A 16092-nucleotide genomic window follows, 5' to 3' on the forward strand; every position below is an offset into this window, starting at 1 on the left:
CCGGGAATGCGACGTAATCGCGGGGAGCCGACAGCGAGCCGCCCGTTAAGCGCCGAAGCCGTTCGACCGACCCACGCGCCGCCTCGTGGAGCCTCTCAGCGGTCGCCATTACAGTCCGACGGCGTCGCTCTCGTTGCTGAGACACGTCTCTGTTTCCGGTACCGACGACCGGTCTCGAGTCGGTGAGCCAAAGAGCCATCTGCTATTTCAAGCGGTTCCCTCAACCGACTCCCAGCCGTTACGCTGGTACAGCATTCCGTACAGGTGTACACAGGTGCGTGCTTCCGGCCGACCCGCCTCGAGATCGGCGGCCGTCGGTAGCTCGAGGTGGCCGAGACACCTGCCGCGTTTCTGGACGCCACGACTCATGGAAAAACACAGTACTGCAGTGGACGTTTCCGTCGAAAAGGCCAAAGAAACCGTTCATCAATACGGGCTCGGGCTCCTCTTTGCGGCGAATATTTTCGGAGCCGGGTCCGTGTACATTCTGACGCAAGCGGGCGTCGGCTTCGGATTCGGTCTGTTGTGGGTCATGCCGCTGGCGCTCGGCGTCGGGCTAACGATGCACGAGATGTCGGCCCGACTGGCGGCGAGGAACGAACCGCTCATGGAGTACATCAGGGACGTGATCGGACCGACGGCGGCCAAACCGTTTGCCATCGGCATCGCATTCATCATGCAGTTCTGGAGCGTCGCCAACTACGCGCTCGCCGGGGCTGCACTGGTCTTTCTGACCCCGCTCTCGAGTTTGTACGTGGGCATTATCGTCACGGCTGCGCTCGGAATCTCGCTGGTCGAACTCCGCGTCTACAGCCGTATCGAGGGCGTAATCGCCACGCTCGTGCTCGGTATCTTCGCCTCGTATCTCGTTATCGTCGCGAACCTCCAGCCGTCGCTCGGGGGGGTCGCCCTCGGGTTCGTCCCGACGATTTCCGCCGACTTCGACTATCTGACGATGATCATCGCGCTGATGGGGACGACGGTCTACTATCCGAACTTCTTCATTCAGACGAGCATGCAACACGAAAAGGACTGGGAGGCCGTCTCCCGGTACCGGAAAGACCACACGTTCGGACTGGCCGCCGTCGTCGTCCTCAGCGCGACGGTGATCATCGCGGCGGCGATGGCCATTCCCGATGGGACGCTCACGCTGACCGCACCCGCACGGCCACTCATCGATATGGTCGGACCGTGGGTCCTCGGCGTGTTCGTCCTCGCCGTCGGCGCTGCATCCTTTACGAGCGCGACCGGCACGCTGTTCGCCGCCGGGTTCATGGTGCCCCAATCCTACGCGTTGCACACGCAGTTCGGCGACATGCACTTCCGCCGGACCGTTCACTTCCTGATCGGACTCTCCGTCGCCCTTGCGATTCCGATCCTGGCGTTTACCGAGTTCACACCCGTCAGGCTGGCGCTCCTGATGCCCGCGGTCAACGGTGTCGTCGGCCTGCCGATCACCTCGCTGGCGTTGTTCGCGGCGATCAAACGGTACGTCGATCCGAGTCGACTCGAGCAAGCGGTCTTCCTCGCCGCCGTGGTGCTGATGTTCCTGATCTCCCTCGTGACGGCCGAATCGCTGACTCGATCGATCGTCGAACTCCTCTGAGAGCGGCCCGTTGGCGAGCGACGGGGTCACCGATCCCGGTATGGATACGTCGGGAACAGTCGGTCTCACCGACGTCGAACTGCGTTTCGGCCTGCTCGCTGGACCGTTCGTGCGTCTCGACCGCCGCCTCCCGCTTGTCGGGAGTTGCCTGTCGAGATCCCCGCCAAACCGGTCCACCGGGGCGAAACGGGACGGCCGTCGCCGTCGTTCCGAATGTGGCATACTCCGGCACAATCGACTTATCCCCCGTTCTGGTAGGATGGGCCGATGCTTCCGCTCGTCGCCGGCGTGCTCGTTCTCGTCGGTTGTGCGGTGGTTCTCGAGGTCGTGTCGTACCGGGCGCTCGAACTGATTCCCTCGGTCGCTACCGAGGAGTTCCCCGAGATCGACCGGGAGTTACTGGGGAAGTTCAGCAGTTTCGACCCCGAACTGGGCTGGTGTCCCCAGCCGAATCGGGAAAAACAGAAAGACACCGGCGACCACCTTCCCGGCGAGGAGGTCCGGAGCGTCGTGACCTACGCCACCGACGAGTACGCGAGCCGAGTCTGTCCGGCGGCAGAGCGCGACCCCGACGCCGAACTCACCGTCTCGACGTACGGCGACTCCTACTGCTTCTGCCGGGAGGTCGACAACGACGAGACGTTCCAGCACTACCTCGCGGCGGAACTCGACACTCACGTCGCCAACTACGGCGGCGGGAACTACGGCCTCGACCAGGCGCTCATGCGGCTCAAGCGCCAGTATCCGGACGATCCGACCGACCACGTGTTCATGGTCGTCACCGCCTCCTCGATCGCGCGCATCCTCTCGGTCTGGAAACACTATCAGGAGTTCGGGAACGTCCTCGCGGTCAAGCCACGGTACGTCCTCGAGGACGGCGAGTTGGAGCGGATCGACAGCCCCGTCGACGAGAAGACGGACCTGCTCGACCTCGAGTCGAAAGCCGATGTCCTCCGGGAGTACGACTTCCATTACGACCACTGGTTCAAACCGCACTTCGCGACGCGGCCCTACACCGCGGCCTTCCTCGAGCGGAACGAACACGTCCGGTACGCAGCGTATACGGTCGGGAAGGAACTCGAGCGCCGGCTCGGCCGGTCGCTGCCGGGGATCGACTTCGACCTGGCCCAGACGCAGTCGGCGCTGCGGCTCGAACGGCCCCGCGTCCGGTATCACGAGCGGCTGTTCGAGACTCACGAGTTCCTCTTCGACGCGCTCATCGAGGAGTTCGTCGATTACGCGGCCGAACGGGGTTTCGAGCCGACGTTTGTGATGGTCCAGCAACTCCGGTACGCGACCTACGAGTCAGAACACGGGCCGATCCACGGCGACCTGATGGAGCGACTCGAGGAGCGATACGACGCGTTGACGACGATCGACATGGCCACGCATCTCATCCCCGACGACGGCGATGTCGAGTCGCTATACGTCGAACGCGGTGAGGGCGGCCACTACAGCCCCGAGACCAACGCGGAAATCGCGCAGGTGCTGGCCGAGAGCCTCGAGCGGCGAGCGGTCGTCGAATGAACCCGTTCTATCTCGCTATCGGGGTCGTCATCCTCGTCACCGGCATCGTCGACATCGTCTGGACGACGCTGTGGGTCGACGGCGGCTCCGGCCCCGTCTCGGGCCGGCTCACGACGGGGATCTGGAAGGGGCTGCGCGCCGCGACGGGGGACCGCAACCGCGCGCTCAGTCTCGCGGGTCCCCTCATTCTGATGCTCACGCTCGCGACGTGGATCGGGCTCATCTGGATCGGCTGGACGATCGTCTTCGCGAGCGAGCCCCTTGCCGTCGTCAACAGCCGGACCGGCGGTCCCGCCGACTGGTGGGGGCGGTTCTACTACGTCGCCTACACGATGTTCACGGACGGGAACGGCGACTACACCCCCGTCTACGGCGGTAACGTCTGGGAGGTCGCCAGCGCGTTCACGACGGCCTCCGGAATGGCCTTCGTCACGCTCGGCGTCTCCTACGTCCTGACCGTCCTCGGTGCCGTCGCCGACAAACGCTCCTTCGCCAGCACCGTGACGGGATTGGGCGACCGCAGCGAAGCGGTCCTCCGAACCGGCTGGAACGGCGAGGATTTCCGCGGGCTCGAACTGACCGTCGAGTCGCTCGCGGCGGACCTGAGTACCCTCGCCGAACAGCACAAGTCCTACCCGATCCTGCACTACTACCACAGCGAGCAGGCCTCTCGGGCCTCGGCCGTCGCCGTCCCGATCCTCGACGAGGCGCTCATGCTGTCCCGGTACGCGATGCCCGAGGGACAGGGGCTCGACCCCGCCATCGTCGAGAACGGCCGCTCGAGCGCACAGAGCTACCTCGAGACGTTGGACGACTCGTTCATCGAGCCCGCGCCGTCGGTTCCGCGAGCGCCGGACCTCGAGCGCCTGCGTGAGGACGACATACCGACCGTCTCCGACGGGGTCTTCGCCGAGGAACTCGCCGACCTGACCGAGCGGCGACGGCGACTCCTCGGCGTGGTCGAGGCGGACGCCTGGGAGTGGCCGCCGGTCGAGGAGTAGCGCGGGGTCGGTTTTCGGTAGTTTTCGGACACCACCGGAGTGGATTCCGCCCGAGTCCTGCAGAAGCGTGGCCCGCTATTCATTGCGTTGGGGGCCGTCCTCCGCCTATGGAGGAGTACGACTTCCTCGTCATCGGCTCCGGATCGGGGCTCGACGTGGCGAACGCGGCGGCGAATCAGGGCCAGTCGGTCGCGATCGTCGAGAAGGGGCGGCTGGGCGGGACCTGTCTGAACCGCGGCTGTATCCCCTCGAAGCAGTTGCTGTATCACGCCGACGTCCTGAAGACGATCGAGCGGGCCGACGAGTTCCACATCGACGCGACCGTCGAGGACGTCGACATCGCCGAGATCGTCCGCGAGGTCACCGAGGACGTTCACAGCAGTTCCGACGCGATCGAGCGCGGCCTCGCCTCGTCGGACCGCCACGATCTGTACAAGGCCGAGGCCCGGTTCGTCGACGAGCGGACGATCGAACTCGCCGACGGCGACCACGACGGCGAACGGCTCACTGCCGACACCGTCCTCGTGGCGGCCGGGACCCGCCCGGCAGTCCCGCCGATCGACGGGCTTGAAGCCGTCGACTACCTCACCAGCCGCGAGGCGCTGCAACTCGAGTCCCCGCCGGACCACCTGATCATCGTCGGCGGCGGCTACATCGCCGCGGAACTGGGCCACTTCTTCGGCACCTTCGGCAGCGACGTGTCGATCGTCGGCCGTCGGCCGCACCTGCTTCCCGACGCCGACGCGGCGGTCGCCGCCGAGTTCACCGAGCGCTACGCCGACCGGTTCGACATCTACACCGGTTACGAGGCCACCGCGGTCGTGGAGTCGGGGGACGCGATCACCCTTGAGGCCCGCCCGTTCCCGGAACCGGGAGGCGATGCGGCGAACGACGTCGAGACGGTCTCGGTCACCGGCGACGAACTGCTCGTCGCCGCCGGTCGCGTCCCCAATACCGACACGCTGAACGTCGAGGCCGCGGGGATCGAGACCGACGCGGCCGGCTTCGTCGAGACGGACGCGTACCTACGCACGACCGCCGACGGCGTCTGGGCGCTCGGCGACGTCGTCGGCGAGTACCTGCTGAAACACAACGCCAACCACGAGGCACGGACCGTCGCGCGGAACCTGTTCGGCGAGGACCTCGAGCCGGTCGACTACTCGGCGATGCCCTTTGCCGTCTTCGGCTCGCCGGCGGTCGCCGGCGTCGGACTGACCGAGCAGGAGTTGCGGGAGTCGGACCGGGAGTACGCCACGCGCACCTACCGCTACGAGGAGACCGCCCGCGGGTCGGCGATGAAAGCCGAGGGGTTCGTCAAGCCGATCATCGACCTCGAGGGCGAGATTCTGGGTTGTCACATCATCGGCCCCGGGGCCTCGGATCTGATTCAGGAGGTCGTCGTTGCGATGACGGCCGGCTCCGGAACGGTTCGGGACATCCGGGACTCGGTCCACATCCACCCCGCACTCTCGGAGGTCGTCCAGCGGGCCGTTTCGGGGCAGTTCACGCGGGATGACGGGCACGATCACTGACGCCGTCCAGCAGGCTGATACCGCCCATCGCATTCCGCCCCCGATATCGCACGCCTCGAGTCGACTGACAGTCGCCGCCGTTGACGGCTCTTCGACCGCGGCACACGACCGCCGGTCCCTTTTGTAGTTCACCGGCGTCCCTCCCTCCGTAATGACGAACGCAGCCATCGTAATCCTGGCAGGCACCGAATCGCACAGCGATACCGGGCGACTCGTCAACGGCTTCGAGGCGGCCAGGGAGTTCGCCGAGAACCCCGACGACGACCTCGAACTCATTTTCGACGGGGCCGGGACCCAGTGGATTCCGGAACTGGAAGCCGAGGACCACGACTATCACGACCGCTACCGGTCGGTCAGCGACAAAGCGGCGGCCTGTGACTACTGCGCGGGCGCGTTCGGCGTCGAGGATGCGATCGACGATGCCGGGGTCGTCACGATCGACGACAACGAGGGGCACCCAAGCATCCGCTCGCTGATCGACGACGATTACGAGATCATCACCTACTAACCGGGCGGAACCCGCAACCGTCCCGGTTTGTGGCACCGATGCAGTGAAAACGCCGCTTCGGATTCACTTTCACTCCGGTAGCACACACCTTTTAGCCTCCCCGTTAGTACAGGGAGACGATGACGTCGTTCCAGTCGACACTCGGTGACGAGCCGGGGATCGCCGAGGAGCTGGCCGAGAGCCAGCAGTCGATCTCCATCGCCGAGTTCTTCGAGAAGAACAAGCACATGCTCGGCTTCGACAGCGGTGCTCGAGGCCTCGTCACGGCCGTCAAGGAGGCCGTCGACAACGCCTTAGATGCCGCCGAGGAGTCGGGCATTCTCCCGGATATCTACGTCGAAATTCAGGAAGTCGGCGACTACTATCGCCTGATCGTCGAGGACAACGGTCCGGGGCTGACCAAGGAATCGCTCCCGAAGGTTTTCGGGAAACTACTCTACGGCTCTCGCTTTCACGCACGCGAACAATCCCGCGGCCAGCAGGGGATCGGGATCTCCGCCGCCGTTCTCTACGCCCAACTGACCAGCGGCAAACCCGCCAAGATCACCAGTCGCACGCAGGGGTCCGAGGAGGCCGAGTACTTCGAACTCATCGTCGACACCGACAGCAACGAGCCCGAGATCAGTGTCGAGGAGACGACCACCTGGGATCGCCCCCACGGGACGCGCATCGAACTCGAGATGGAGGCGAACATGCGCGCCCGCCAGCAACTTCACGACTACATCAAGCACACGGCGGTCGTCAACCCCCACGCCCGCCTCGAGTTGCGCGAACCCCAGGAACACTTCAAGTTCGAGCGCGCGACCGACCAACTCCCCGAGGAGACCGAGGAGATCCGGCCCCACCCCCACGGCGTCGAACTCGGGACAGTGATGAAGATGCTGACGGCGACGGACTCCCAGACGGTCTCGGGGTTCGTACAGGAGGAGTTCACCCGCGTCGGGAAGAAGACGGCCGGGTCGATCATCGACGCGTTCCGCGACCGCTACTACGGCCGCGAAATGCGCTGGCGGCCGCCGGCCACACATGAGGACGTCGACCTCCACGCCGCGGTCGAGGATGCGACGGCGAACAAGGGTGCCGAGGCGACGGCGGCGTTCGCAGAGGCCATCGCCGATGGAGTTGCCGACTGCGACCGCATCGCACACCACGAACTGCTCGAGACGGTCGAATCGGCGGCTGAAACGGTCGAGGACGAGCACGGAACGACGTTCGGCGACACCGTCCGCGAGAACGCGGTCGAAGCGGTCTGGCTCGAACTGATCGACGCCGCCGAGACGGAGGGCGACGGGGCCGAGGGAGACGGCGACTCCCGGCTGGTCACCGACCTCCACGACCTTGCGGACGAGGCGACGAGTACCCGCAAGGACGACGAGATTATCCACGCCTTCGCCGACCGACTCGCCGCCAAGTTCGACGCCGAACTCGAGAGCGACGAGGAGGACGGCGGGAACGTTCGCCATCGACTCACCCGCACGGACCTTCGGGAACACGTCGACCGGGTCGCCGACCTCACCGAGGAGTACGACGATGTCTCCTTCGGCGAGACGGCTCGCGAGAACGTCACCGACGCGATCTGGGGCGTGATGGCAACCGTCCCCGACGACCCGCCGCTCGTCCGGGAACTCGACGGCGACCGCGACGCCACCAGCGACCTCGTCGATGCGATGCGCGCGACCGACATCATGGCACCGCCGACGCGGTGTCTCGCACCCATCTCCGAGGACCTCATCACCGCCGGTCTCAAGAAGGAGTTCGATGCGGACTTCTACGCCTCCGCGACCCGCGATGCGGGCGTCTCCGGCGGCGATCCGTTCATCGTCGAGGCCGGGATCGCCTACGGCGGCGAGTTACCGGCGGAGGGCACCGGCGACGTCATGCGATTCGCCAACCGAGTGCCGCTGGTCTATCAGCGCGGTGCCTGTGCGACGACGGACGTGGTCAAGTCGATCGGCTGGCGTAACTACGGGCTCGACCAGCCCGGTGGCTCCGGTCTGCCGAACGGGCCGGTCGTCATCATGATCCACGTCGCCTCGACGAACGTTCCCTTCACGAGCGAGTCGAAAGACGCCGTCGCGAACGTCCCGGAGATCGAAGACGAGATCGAGCTTGCGATCCGGGAGGCGGCCCGCGACCTCAAGAGCTACCTCAACAAGCGCCGGTCGATGCAACAGCGCCGGAAGAAACAGAACGTCCTCGGGAAAATTCTCCCGGAGATGGCCACAAAAGTCGCCGAAGTCACCGGCCGCGACGAACCCGACATCGACGACGCGATCGCCCGCATCATGAACAACGTCCTCGTCGAGCGCGAGGTGAACGAAAACGGCGACGGAAAGGCCGTTTCCGTCGTCGTCGAGAACAACTCGAGCACGAACGAATCCCTCGAGATCACCGACATCGTCTCGGCGGAGCCGACCGCCCTCTCGGACGGCGCGACGACCGTCGAGATGGACGGCGAGTGGTTCGTCAAATGGGAACCCGAGGTACAAAGCGACGACGATGCGGCCCTCGAGTACGAGGTACCGGCCGACGCGACGTTCGATCTGGACGTCAAAGGCGTCGAGAGCGAGAAGCTGACTGTAAACCAATGAGCGCAGACGACAACCAGGAAGCCAGAGAGCAGTTGATCGATCTCGCGGCGCAGTTCTACGACCAGTTCGAACTGGGCGAGATCCCCCACATGTCCGTGCCGACGCGGACGAAGAACAACATCGAGTACGACGAGGAGATGGCTGTCTGGGTTTACGGCGACCGCGAGTCGACGCGGTCGGCCAACTCCGTCCGCGGCGCGCGAAAGCTCCTGAAAGCGGTCTACACGATCGAGTTCCTCGCCGACCAGCTCGAGGAGGACCGCTCGTCGACCCTGCGTGAGCTCTACTACCTCTCGGAGAGCTGGGACAACGACGAGGCCCAGTTCAACGATCAGGACGAGTCCAACAGCATGGTCGAGGACCTCGAAATCGTCTCCGGGGTTACCCGCGAGGACTTCCACATGCGCCCCGAAGAATCCGGGGCGACCCTCATGGGGCCGTTGCACCTCCGCGAGCAGACCCGGCGGGGCGAACGCGAGATCCACTGTCAGGAAGACGTCGGCGAGGGCGGGTACCAGATTCCGAACAACCCGGACACGATCGAGTTTCTCGACTGTGACGCCGACTTCATTCTCGCCGTCGAAACCGGTGGGATGCGAGACCGGCTCGTCGAGAACGGGTTCGACGAGCAGTACAACGCCCTAATCGTCCATCTCAAGGGCCAACCCGCGCGGGCGACCCGCCGGATCACAAAGCGACTCCACGACGAACTCGGGCTCCCGGTGACCGTGTTTACCGACGGCGACCCGTGGTCGTACCGCATCTACGGCTCCGTCGCTTACGGCTCGATCAAGTCCGCCCACCTCTCGGAGTACCTCGCGACCCCCGAAGCGGACTTCATCGGCATCCAGCCCGCAGACATCGTCGAGTACGAACTGCCGACAGACCCGCTCTCCGATTCGGACATCAACGCCCTGGAGAGCGAACTCGAGGACCCGCGGTTCCAGACCGACTACTGGGAGGAACAGATCGAACTGCAACTCGACCTCGGGAAGAAGTCCGAACAGCAGTCGCTGGCGTCTCACGGCCTCGACTTCGTGACCGAAACCTATCTGCCGGAGCGACTGGACGAGATGGGCGTTATCTGAGGCGACGCGGGTCGTCGAACCCCGACGGGTCGGTTCGGACGCGATCGAGTCCGCCTCGGGATCGCTGGCGTGTCCCGAGGGACGGTCGAATCCCACGAACGGCGATTTCAAACATGGTCCCGTTCCGCGTTCGGCTCCGCCGACGAATCGTTCGGTTCCGGTTCCACGGCCAGCGCATGCTCGCCCGCGGCGGTCGCGGCCGACTCCGCGTTCGCACACTGTCGACAGTAATAGTTGCGGCCGCCGGTTGCGGTCACCGGCACGCCCAGTACGCACACTTCCGCGCGGTAGCGCCGCTCGAGGCCGCGGTCGATAGGGCCGGCACACGCGGCACACGGGTCGTCGGGGGCGACGACGGTGCGGTCGTCGACCGTGTGTGTTCGCCCGTTCGTCAGCACCGAGTGGCGGTTCTCGAGGCGGCCACTGACCGACGGGAGCACGCTCGTCACCGCAATCGCGAGGCCGAGTGCGAGCGCGAACAGACCGAGGCCCACGGCAGAGACCCCCAGTTGGACGCCGATCGCGACGGTGAGCGCCGCCAGCAGCCACCCGAGGACTGCGAGCCCCCGCCGGAACAGGGTCGAGTCGGTCGTGGTGTCATCCGGTTGGTCGGTATCGACCGGCTCCGCTCGGACGACTGTTCGCTCGGTACCGTCGACGTATCGGTACGCGCCGTAGAGAACGTTGCCGATCCCCATCGTCCACCAGCCGGTGAGCAGCGCGACCGCCAGGTGGTCGGCCAGGCCACCGAACGTCCGCCGGAGTAACACGGCGTGGTCGCCAAAGTCGTGTTCCAGTCGCCAGCCGTCCCGCGAGGCGGCGGCGATTCGACGCTCGAGGCGGTCGCGGTCTGTCGCCGGGTTCGAATTACGGCCGCTCGTCCCCGCTGGCTCACGGCTCGTATCCGCTCGCGGGCGGTGTTCGGTCCCCGGCCGCGACAACGATGTCGCCGCCGACCGCGACCGTCGGCTCGAGCGGGCAATCATCGCGCCACAGTCCGGACAGTAGCGCATCGTGGGCTCGAGGGGTGCGCCGCAGTCGGTGCAGTACAGCGACCCAGTTCGGCCGTCGCGCCGGCGTCGCGGGCGGTCACTGCGCATAGTCGTGCGTCGGTGACTGCGACACTAACTCTTTGGAGCCGTCGGAATTCCAACTCGGACGGTCAGCCGATGATCCCGAGTCGAACCGCGGCACCCATCGCCCCGAAAAGCAACACCAAGAGCAGGCTGACGATGTAGTACGCGTGCCAGGCCCGCGAGGGACGGAACGGGTCTGGCAGGTTCTTCTCGACGACGTACCAGTTGGCCGGGTAGAAAAAGATCTCGGTGACCGCTAACACCGCGGCGACGTAGAGCAACAGCGTCACCGGGACTTCGCCCAGCGCGAGAACCATCGCGCTGCTGACGGCGACGACGCCGACGACGACGAGTTTCCGTACCCGCTCGCTGTTGATGTCGTCGTTCTCGAGGGCCATCGGCAGGATGTCACCGGTGGCCCGGGCAGCCCCATCGAGCAGCGTGATGACCGTCGAGTATAGCGCGGCGAACCCCCCGAGCAGCATGGCGTAGTACGACCAGTCGCCGAAGGAGTCGCTGAGAATCGCCCCGATCGCGACGGCGAGATTCGCGTCCGTCGGCGGCTCCGGGTAGAGCACGCTCGACGCCAGCAGTACCATGGCGACGATCAGCAGGAAGCTGAACGCGTAGCCGATGTTGAAATCGCGGCGGCCGGTCCTGATCCACGCCCGGATGTAGTCGTGGTGCTTCGGGTCGTCGGGATCGAGCCCGCGCTCCTCGAGTTCGCTTGCGCCCTCGCCTTTCGCCATGCTCCAACTGCCGATCAGGATACTCGTGCTGAAGCCGGTCGGCGCGAAACCAGCGGCGGCGGCGAACAGGCCGATAAAGACCGGCCCGGTCAGATCGGGCACTGCAAAGGCGGTCCCACGGACGATATCGCCCGATGGCGGTCCGACGATCACGCCCAGGAGGACGAGAAGGCCAAGTGCGATCGTAAAGGCGATCAGGGCCGTCTCGAGCAGGCTGTAGCGTGAGACGACGACGAGCAGCCCCGCCCCGCCGACGAAGACGACGTACGCGATGGTGGCGGTGAACCACGCGGGGGTGAGCGCGGCGACGAACGCGGCCGTGCTCATGCCGACGCTGGCCGTGATGAACGTATACATGCCGGTGAACACGAGGATCGTCACCCAGAGCGCCCAGTTCTTGGGACCGGGGAGTTGGTCGTAGGCTTCGATCGGGTTTGCGCCCGCACCGTAGTTGTACCGTATGCCGAGCTCCCAGGCCCCGTACTTCGCGGCGTAGATGAGCCCGAACATCCAGATCGCGACGATCCCGAAGGTCCCGCCGAGGGTAGGCGCGAGCACGATGTGGCTCCCACCGATACTGATGAGGGCCCACAGCATCGACGGGCCGAAGTGTTCCCTGAAAAACCCCCGCCAGTCCCGCTCGGGGTACTCGAGGTCCGGTTCGGGGACCGTCGTCTCCTCACCGCTCATCCGAATCACCGATCGCCCCGGATGTCCTCTCAGCGCCCGGGAACGCGGGGGCGAGTCGAATCGTCTCTCCGACAATGGTAACAAACATCATGGGTGTCGAAGGATTTCCCACGGGCCACTTATATCGTGCGACTTGCGGATCGGTACCACTGAGGTCGGCGAGATGGCTGGGTCTCCCGTCGGTGCCCTGTGACTGCAGGTGCAACCGGTTCCCGTCTGTGGCGGCTCTTCTCGGCTAGACTCGTGATATGGCCGACGACAACGACAGCGAACGGCCGTTGCACAGCGAGCCCGACGAGGAGGCGATCGACGAGCCGACGACCTCCCCCGCCCAGGAGGCCGACGAAACGGCGTGGATGGTAAAGGAGGGCGTCACGATCGGTCTCATCGCCATCGGGGCCATGGTGGTGCTCGGGCTGGGCCTCCTGCAAGGGACCGGTCTCGTCGATCCGTTCGCACCGATCGCGGACACCGAGTTCGGGCAGTGGGCGGCGTTCGCAGTGGTGGTACTCGTCGGTGTCGCGGTGTTCGTCTGGTCGCGACTGGGCGTCTAATCGCACCACGAGGATGTTTTCCGACCACCGCCAACCGTCCGTGTCGACCGCAGCAACCGCGTTCGTCGCTCGAGAGGTACGCGCTCTCGGCGCGGCCGTCCGCGCCGTTTATTCGTCGAGGGCGACCGGAATCCCGCGCCTCGCGACGTCGACGACGAACGCGTCGGCGTCGGCTTCGATCTCGGGAACGGTATCGTAGCGGATCGGGACCACGAGGTCGGGATCGATCCGTTCGGCCAACGACGCGGCTTCGTGGCGATCCATCGTGACCGTTCCGTCGATCGGCGGGAGGAAGCAATCGACGGTCACGGTGTCGTGAAAGCCGTGGACATCGGTATCGCCGGGCCAGAACGTGGTAACACCGTCGATCGTGATGCCGAAGCCACAGCCTCGACCGTCGGGATGATAGGGCACGCCCTCGTCGTCCGTGCGCGGTCCGTCGGGGTCGTTGTACGCCGGCGTCGTGAATAGGTCGAGCGGTCCGAGAACGAACGACTCGTCCGCGCGGACGCGTTCGACATCGAACGGCAGGTCCTCGGGTCGCTCGCTGCTGCCCTCGCTCGCGTCGATCGATTCGTGGACGACGACCAGCGCGTCATCGCGAGCGACCCGCCGAATCGATTCAGGATCGTAGTGGTGGCCGTGAGAAACGAGGATCAGATCCCCGTCTCGAGGCTCGGACCCGTCCAGAACGCCGGCTCGTTCCGGACCGGGGTCCGTGTAGACGACCGCACCGGTCTCTCCCTCGAGCCTGACGGTCGCGAGGCCGACCCACTCGAGCGTTACCGCGTCGAATCGTACCGTCATGTCTAGTGGTTCCTCGAGCGACCCGAAAAGGGTTCACCGATCGCGTCGATGGCTCGGTTCGCGGCTCGCAACTCAGGGAATCCGGACTGCGTGCTCGAGCGTACCGACGCCCTCGACTTCGATCTCGATCTCGTCGCCGTCGGACAGGGGTCCGACGCCCTCGGGTGTGCCGGTCGCGATCACGTCGCCGGGCTCCAAGGTGAGGTAGGTCGTGATCTCGGCGATCAGTTCCGGGATCGAGAAGATGAGTTGCTCGCGGGAGCCGTCCTGTTTCGTCTCGCCGTTGACTCGCGTCCGCACCGACGCGTCGGCGGGCACTTCGTCGGGCGTCGCGAGTACGGGACCCATGGGCGCAGCGCCGTCGAACGCCTTGCCGCGAATCCAGTTTTGCTCCTGGCGCTGGTCGTCGCGATTCGAAAGATCGTTGACGCAGGTGAACCCTTCCACGACCTCCATCGCGTCGTCCTCGGGGACGTGCCGGCACTGCTCACCGATGACGACGCCGAGTTCGGCCTCGTGGTCGATCCGGTCCTTTCCCGCGGGCAGGGACACGGTGTCGCCGTGGGCCGCGAGCGCGTTCGGTGGCTTCAGGAACAGCATCGGGCGGTCGGGAACCTCGGAGTCGAACTCCGCGGCGTGCTCGGCGTAGTTCTTCCCGATGCAAACGACCTTTGAGGGCTCCGACGGCGGGAGGATATCGATATCGTCGTCCTCGAGCGCGTAGCGCTCGGTGCCGAACCGAACCGTCCCGTTCTCGTACTCGCCGCGGCGGACCGCACCGGCCGGATCGCGAAAGCGGACGTATTTCATGTCGGTGGAATGGGCACAGGAGATGAAAAGGATTGAGGTGGTGTGGAGTCGCCCGGCCGATCAGGTGCTACCGTCTGTTGTCGGCGAAATAACGGGTTAGCGTGCGTGATCTCGTACCACTGCTGGATCGGAACGGAACGTTTTTCATTAGGCCTCGGCAACAACCAGTTGCGAAGCACGCTCCGTTGGTGTAGTCCGGCCAATCATTTCGGCCTTTCGAGCCGATGACCTGGGTTCAAATCCCAGACGGAGCACTCTCCTGTGGATCGACGTAACGAAACGGAAAGCGAACGCTCCGGTAGTTGAAATACATGGACATCCAAGCGGGACGATTTTCATTTTCAGGACGCCTCGAGTCCGCTCTCGAGATAGTTCACGGGTGCGATCCGTCCGCGTGGCCGGTAGGAAGCGACGAGGCGACCGTCTCCGTGAGCGGCGGTCGGCCGTCTCACTCGAGTGTGCGGCCACAGTTGCGACAGAACGACGCGATCGAGTCGTTTGCTGTGGCACACGCGGCACATTGCCCGTCACGAGTGGTCGTCGACTGCGGTTCGGACGGGGCCGCAAGGAGGTGGTGTCGTGGATCGGTGGACGCGTCGATGACGTCGCTCCACGTGACGGTCGGGTCGGAGTAGCCCGCACGGGAACTCGTTCGAGCGATCAGTGACCGCCGTTGCATGCGGACGAGTCCGTTCCAGAACCCGAGGAAGAGCAGCGACGGAAGGAGGCAGAGCACAAGGACTGCCCCGACGAGTAGGACGGTCATACGGGTCGTTTCGTCTCGGTCTCTATGACCGCACTCATTGAATTGTTCACGAGTTATAGACGCGTCCATCGGACACCGAGATGGAGTGGTGTTTTCGGCGAGCGACCGCGAAGGTTGGTCGGGTCTCGATCACTAATTCAGCCCTCCCACGACTCGTCCGCACACATCGCAACACCGTCTCAATAGTACCGGATAGAACTGGATATTCGTAAACCCCTAGTACGTGGGGGAATTTATATCGGACAATGACCTACGAACACTTGGATTCCGATCTGGTCAACGAACTGCTCGACGACGGCCGCGCGAGTCTGCGAAGCCTCGCCGAGGAACTCGACGTCTCCGTCACGACCGTCTCGAACCACCTCTCCGATCTCGAGGACGAGGGTGTGATCGAGGGCTACACGCCGAAAGTCGACTACGATGCCGTCGGCTACGATGTCACCGCCGTCATGCAATTCAAAGCCGAAGGGAACGCCCTCCCCGAGATCACGGAGACGCTGAAGGAGCACCGGCAGATGATCTCGGTGTACGAGGTTACCGGCGACTACGACGTGATCGCCATCGGGAAGTTCCAGGACACGGACGATATGAACGATCAGATCAAGACGCTGATCACCGATCCCGATATCAACCAGTCGAATACGAGCATCGTTCTCAACTCCGTCTCGGAGAACGAACAGTTCGAACTCGACACGGAGTAAGCCGCCGACTACCGCGGTCTCCGACCCGGACCGCGAACGGGACGTGACAATACTTGTTCGGCTCGGTAATAACCACAATAATCGAT

Annotated in this window: 15 protein-coding genes and 1 tRNA gene; 10 read left to right on the forward strand and 6 right to left on the reverse strand. The window is 64.9% G+C overall.

The features are described from left to right. Positions 1-207: 207 nt before the first annotated feature. On the reverse strand, positions 208-369 hold the full coding sequence (locus FGF80_RS18975) for a hypothetical protein (protein ID WP_175416968.1): 162 nt from the start codon (positions 367-369) through the stop codon (positions 208-210). Here FGF80_RS18975 and FGF80_RS02495 point away from each other — a divergent pair. The 7 genes from FGF80_RS02495 to FGF80_RS02525 all read left to right on the forward strand — a co-directional run bounded on the left by FGF80_RS02495 (position 368) and on the right by FGF80_RS02525 (position 9853). Next, positions 368-1606 (forward strand): NRAMP family divalent metal transporter, encoded by a 1239-nt coding sequence (locus FGF80_RS02495; RefSeq protein ID WP_006186861.1) that lies wholly within the window; start codon positions 368-370, stop codon positions 1604-1606. The two genes, FGF80_RS18975 and FGF80_RS02495, sit on opposite strands and share 2 nt — an antisense overlap. Before the next feature lie 267 nt (positions 1607-1873). Then, positions 1874-3133 (forward strand): hypothetical protein, encoded by a 1260-nt coding sequence (locus tag FGF80_RS02500; protein WP_138652041.1) that lies wholly within the window; start codon positions 1874-1876, stop codon positions 3131-3133. Continuing rightward, entirely contained in the window at positions 3130-4134 is a 1005-nt protein-coding gene (locus FGF80_RS02505) for a hypothetical protein (RefSeq protein WP_006186859.1), read from the forward strand. The genes FGF80_RS02500 and FGF80_RS02505 overlap by 4 nt, the downstream gene beginning before the upstream one ends. 107 nt (positions 4135-4241) lie before the next feature. Then, positions 4242-5666, forward strand: coding sequence for a dihydrolipoyl dehydrogenase (locus tag FGF80_RS02510; RefSeq protein WP_138652043.1), 1425 nt, complete (start codon positions 4242-4244; stop codon positions 5664-5666). A 151-nt stretch (positions 5667-5817) separates the two neighbouring features. Then, positions 5818-6174 (forward strand): DsrE family protein, encoded by a 357-nt coding sequence (locus FGF80_RS02515; RefSeq protein ID WP_138652045.1) that lies wholly within the window; start codon positions 5818-5820, stop codon positions 6172-6174. A gap of 119 nt (positions 6175-6293) precedes the next feature. After that, complete coding sequence (locus FGF80_RS02520) at positions 6294-8765, forward strand: DNA topoisomerase VI subunit B (protein ID WP_138652047.1); 2472 nt, start codon at positions 6294-6296, stop codon at positions 8763-8765. Continuing rightward, positions 8762-9853, forward strand: coding sequence for a DNA topoisomerase IV subunit A (locus FGF80_RS02525; protein WP_006186851.1), 1092 nt, complete (start codon positions 8762-8764; stop codon positions 9851-9853). The genes FGF80_RS02520 and FGF80_RS02525 overlap by 4 nt, the downstream gene beginning before the upstream one ends. A gap of 107 nt (positions 9854-9960) precedes the next feature. On the opposite strand, the gene FGF80_RS02530 is transcribed toward FGF80_RS02525, so the two are convergent. Together FGF80_RS02530 and FGF80_RS02535 are read right to left on the reverse strand one after the other, a co-directional pair. Then, positions 9961-10953, reverse strand: a complete 993-nt coding sequence (locus tag FGF80_RS02530) for a zinc ribbon domain-containing protein (protein ID WP_138652049.1) — start codon at positions 10951-10953, stop codon at positions 9961-9963. Between the two features lie 62 nt (positions 10954-11015). After that, on the reverse strand, positions 11016-12368 hold the full coding sequence (locus FGF80_RS02535) for an Nramp family divalent metal transporter (protein WP_138652051.1): 1353 nt from the start codon (positions 12366-12368) through the stop codon (positions 11016-11018). Positions 12369-12616: 248 nt separating this feature from the next. Between FGF80_RS02535 and FGF80_RS02540 the strand changes: the two genes are divergently transcribed. Continuing rightward, positions 12617-12922, forward strand: a complete 306-nt coding sequence (locus FGF80_RS02540) for a hypothetical protein (RefSeq protein ID WP_006186848.1) — start codon at positions 12617-12619, stop codon at positions 12920-12922. A gap of 108 nt (positions 12923-13030) precedes the next feature. On the opposite strand, the gene FGF80_RS02545 is transcribed toward FGF80_RS02540, so the two are convergent. Both FGF80_RS02545 and FGF80_RS02550 read right to left on the reverse strand, forming a co-directional pair. Next, a complete protein-coding gene (locus FGF80_RS02545; protein ID WP_138652053.1) occupies positions 13031-13729 on the reverse strand; it encodes an MBL fold metallo-hydrolase in 699 nt (232 codons plus the stop codon). A 72-nt stretch (positions 13730-13801) separates the two neighbouring features. Continuing rightward, a complete protein-coding gene (locus tag FGF80_RS02550; protein WP_138652055.1) occupies positions 13802-14539 on the reverse strand; it encodes a fumarylacetoacetate hydrolase family protein in 738 nt (245 codons plus the stop codon). Positions 14540-14718: 179 nt separating this feature from the next. Between FGF80_RS02550 and FGF80_RS02555 the strand changes: the two genes are divergently transcribed. Next, positions 14719-14793 (forward strand) — tRNA-Glu (locus FGF80_RS02555). Between the two features lie 194 nt (positions 14794-14987). On the opposite strand, the gene FGF80_RS02560 is transcribed toward FGF80_RS02555, so the two are convergent. Further along, positions 14988-15305: a hypothetical protein gene (locus tag FGF80_RS02560; protein ID WP_006186845.1), complete on the reverse strand. Its 318-nt coding sequence runs from the start codon at positions 15303-15305 to the stop codon at positions 14988-14990. A gap of 245 nt (positions 15306-15550) precedes the next feature. Between FGF80_RS02560 and lrp the strand changes: the two genes are divergently transcribed. Beyond that, on the forward strand, positions 15551-16006 hold the full coding sequence (gene lrp, locus FGF80_RS02565; protein WP_006186844.1) for an HTH-type transcriptional regulator Lrp: 456 nt from the start codon (positions 15551-15553) through the stop codon (positions 16004-16006). Positions 16007-16092 lie beyond the last annotated feature (86 nt).

This window comes from Natrinema pallidum (assembly GCF_005890195.1).
GTDB classification, from domain to species: Archaea; Halobacteriota; Halobacteria; order Halobacteriales; family Natrialbaceae; genus Natrinema; species Natrinema pallidum.

What these genes read in the sequence shown, in the direction of transcription:
- FGF80_RS02495 (WP_006186861.1), top strand. Translation starts at nt 368, where the DNA reads ATGGAAAAACACAGTACTGCAGTGGACGTTTCCGTCGAAAAGGCCAAA.
- FGF80_RS18975 (WP_175416968.1), bottom strand. Translation starts at nt 369, where the DNA reads ATGAGTCGTGGCGTCCAGAAACGCGGCAGGTGTCTCGGCCACCTCGAG.
- FGF80_RS02500 (WP_138652041.1), top strand. Translation starts at nt 1,874, where the DNA reads ATGCTTCCGCTCGTCGCCGGCGTGCTCGTTCTCGTCGGTTGTGCGGTG.
- FGF80_RS02505 (WP_006186859.1), top strand. Translation starts at nt 3,130, where the DNA reads ATGAACCCGTTCTATCTCGCTATCGGGGTCGTCATCCTCGTCACCGGC.
- FGF80_RS02510 (WP_138652043.1), top strand. Translation starts at nt 4,242, where the DNA reads ATGGAGGAGTACGACTTCCTCGTCATCGGCTCCGGATCGGGGCTCGAC.
- FGF80_RS02515 (WP_138652045.1), top strand. Translation starts at nt 5,818, where the DNA reads ATGACGAACGCAGCCATCGTAATCCTGGCAGGCACCGAATCGCACAGC.
- FGF80_RS02520 (WP_138652047.1), top strand. Translation starts at nt 6,294, where the DNA reads ATGACGTCGTTCCAGTCGACACTCGGTGACGAGCCGGGGATCGCCGAG.
- FGF80_RS02525 (WP_006186851.1), top strand. Translation starts at nt 8,762, where the DNA reads ATGAGCGCAGACGACAACCAGGAAGCCAGAGAGCAGTTGATCGATCTC.
- FGF80_RS02530 (WP_138652049.1), bottom strand. Translation starts at nt 10,953, where the DNA reads ATGCGCAGTGACCGCCCGCGACGCCGGCGCGACGGCCGAACTGGGTCG.
- FGF80_RS02535 (WP_138652051.1), bottom strand. Translation starts at nt 12,368, where the DNA reads ATGAGCGGTGAGGAGACGACGGTCCCCGAACCGGACCTCGAGTACCCC.
- FGF80_RS02540 (WP_006186848.1), top strand. Translation starts at nt 12,617, where the DNA reads ATGGCCGACGACAACGACAGCGAACGGCCGTTGCACAGCGAGCCCGAC.
- FGF80_RS02545 (WP_138652053.1), bottom strand. Translation starts at nt 13,729, where the DNA reads ATGACGGTACGATTCGACGCGGTAACGCTCGAGTGGGTCGGCCTCGCG.
- FGF80_RS02550 (WP_138652055.1), bottom strand. Translation starts at nt 14,539, where the DNA reads ATGAAATACGTCCGCTTTCGCGATCCGGCCGGTGCGGTCCGCCGCGGC.
- FGF80_RS02560 (WP_006186845.1), bottom strand. Translation starts at nt 15,305, where the DNA reads ATGACCGTCCTACTCGTCGGGGCAGTCCTTGTGCTCTGCCTCCTTCCG.
- lrp (WP_006186844.1), top strand. Translation starts at nt 15,551, where the DNA reads ATGACCTACGAACACTTGGATTCCGATCTGGTCAACGAACTGCTCGAC.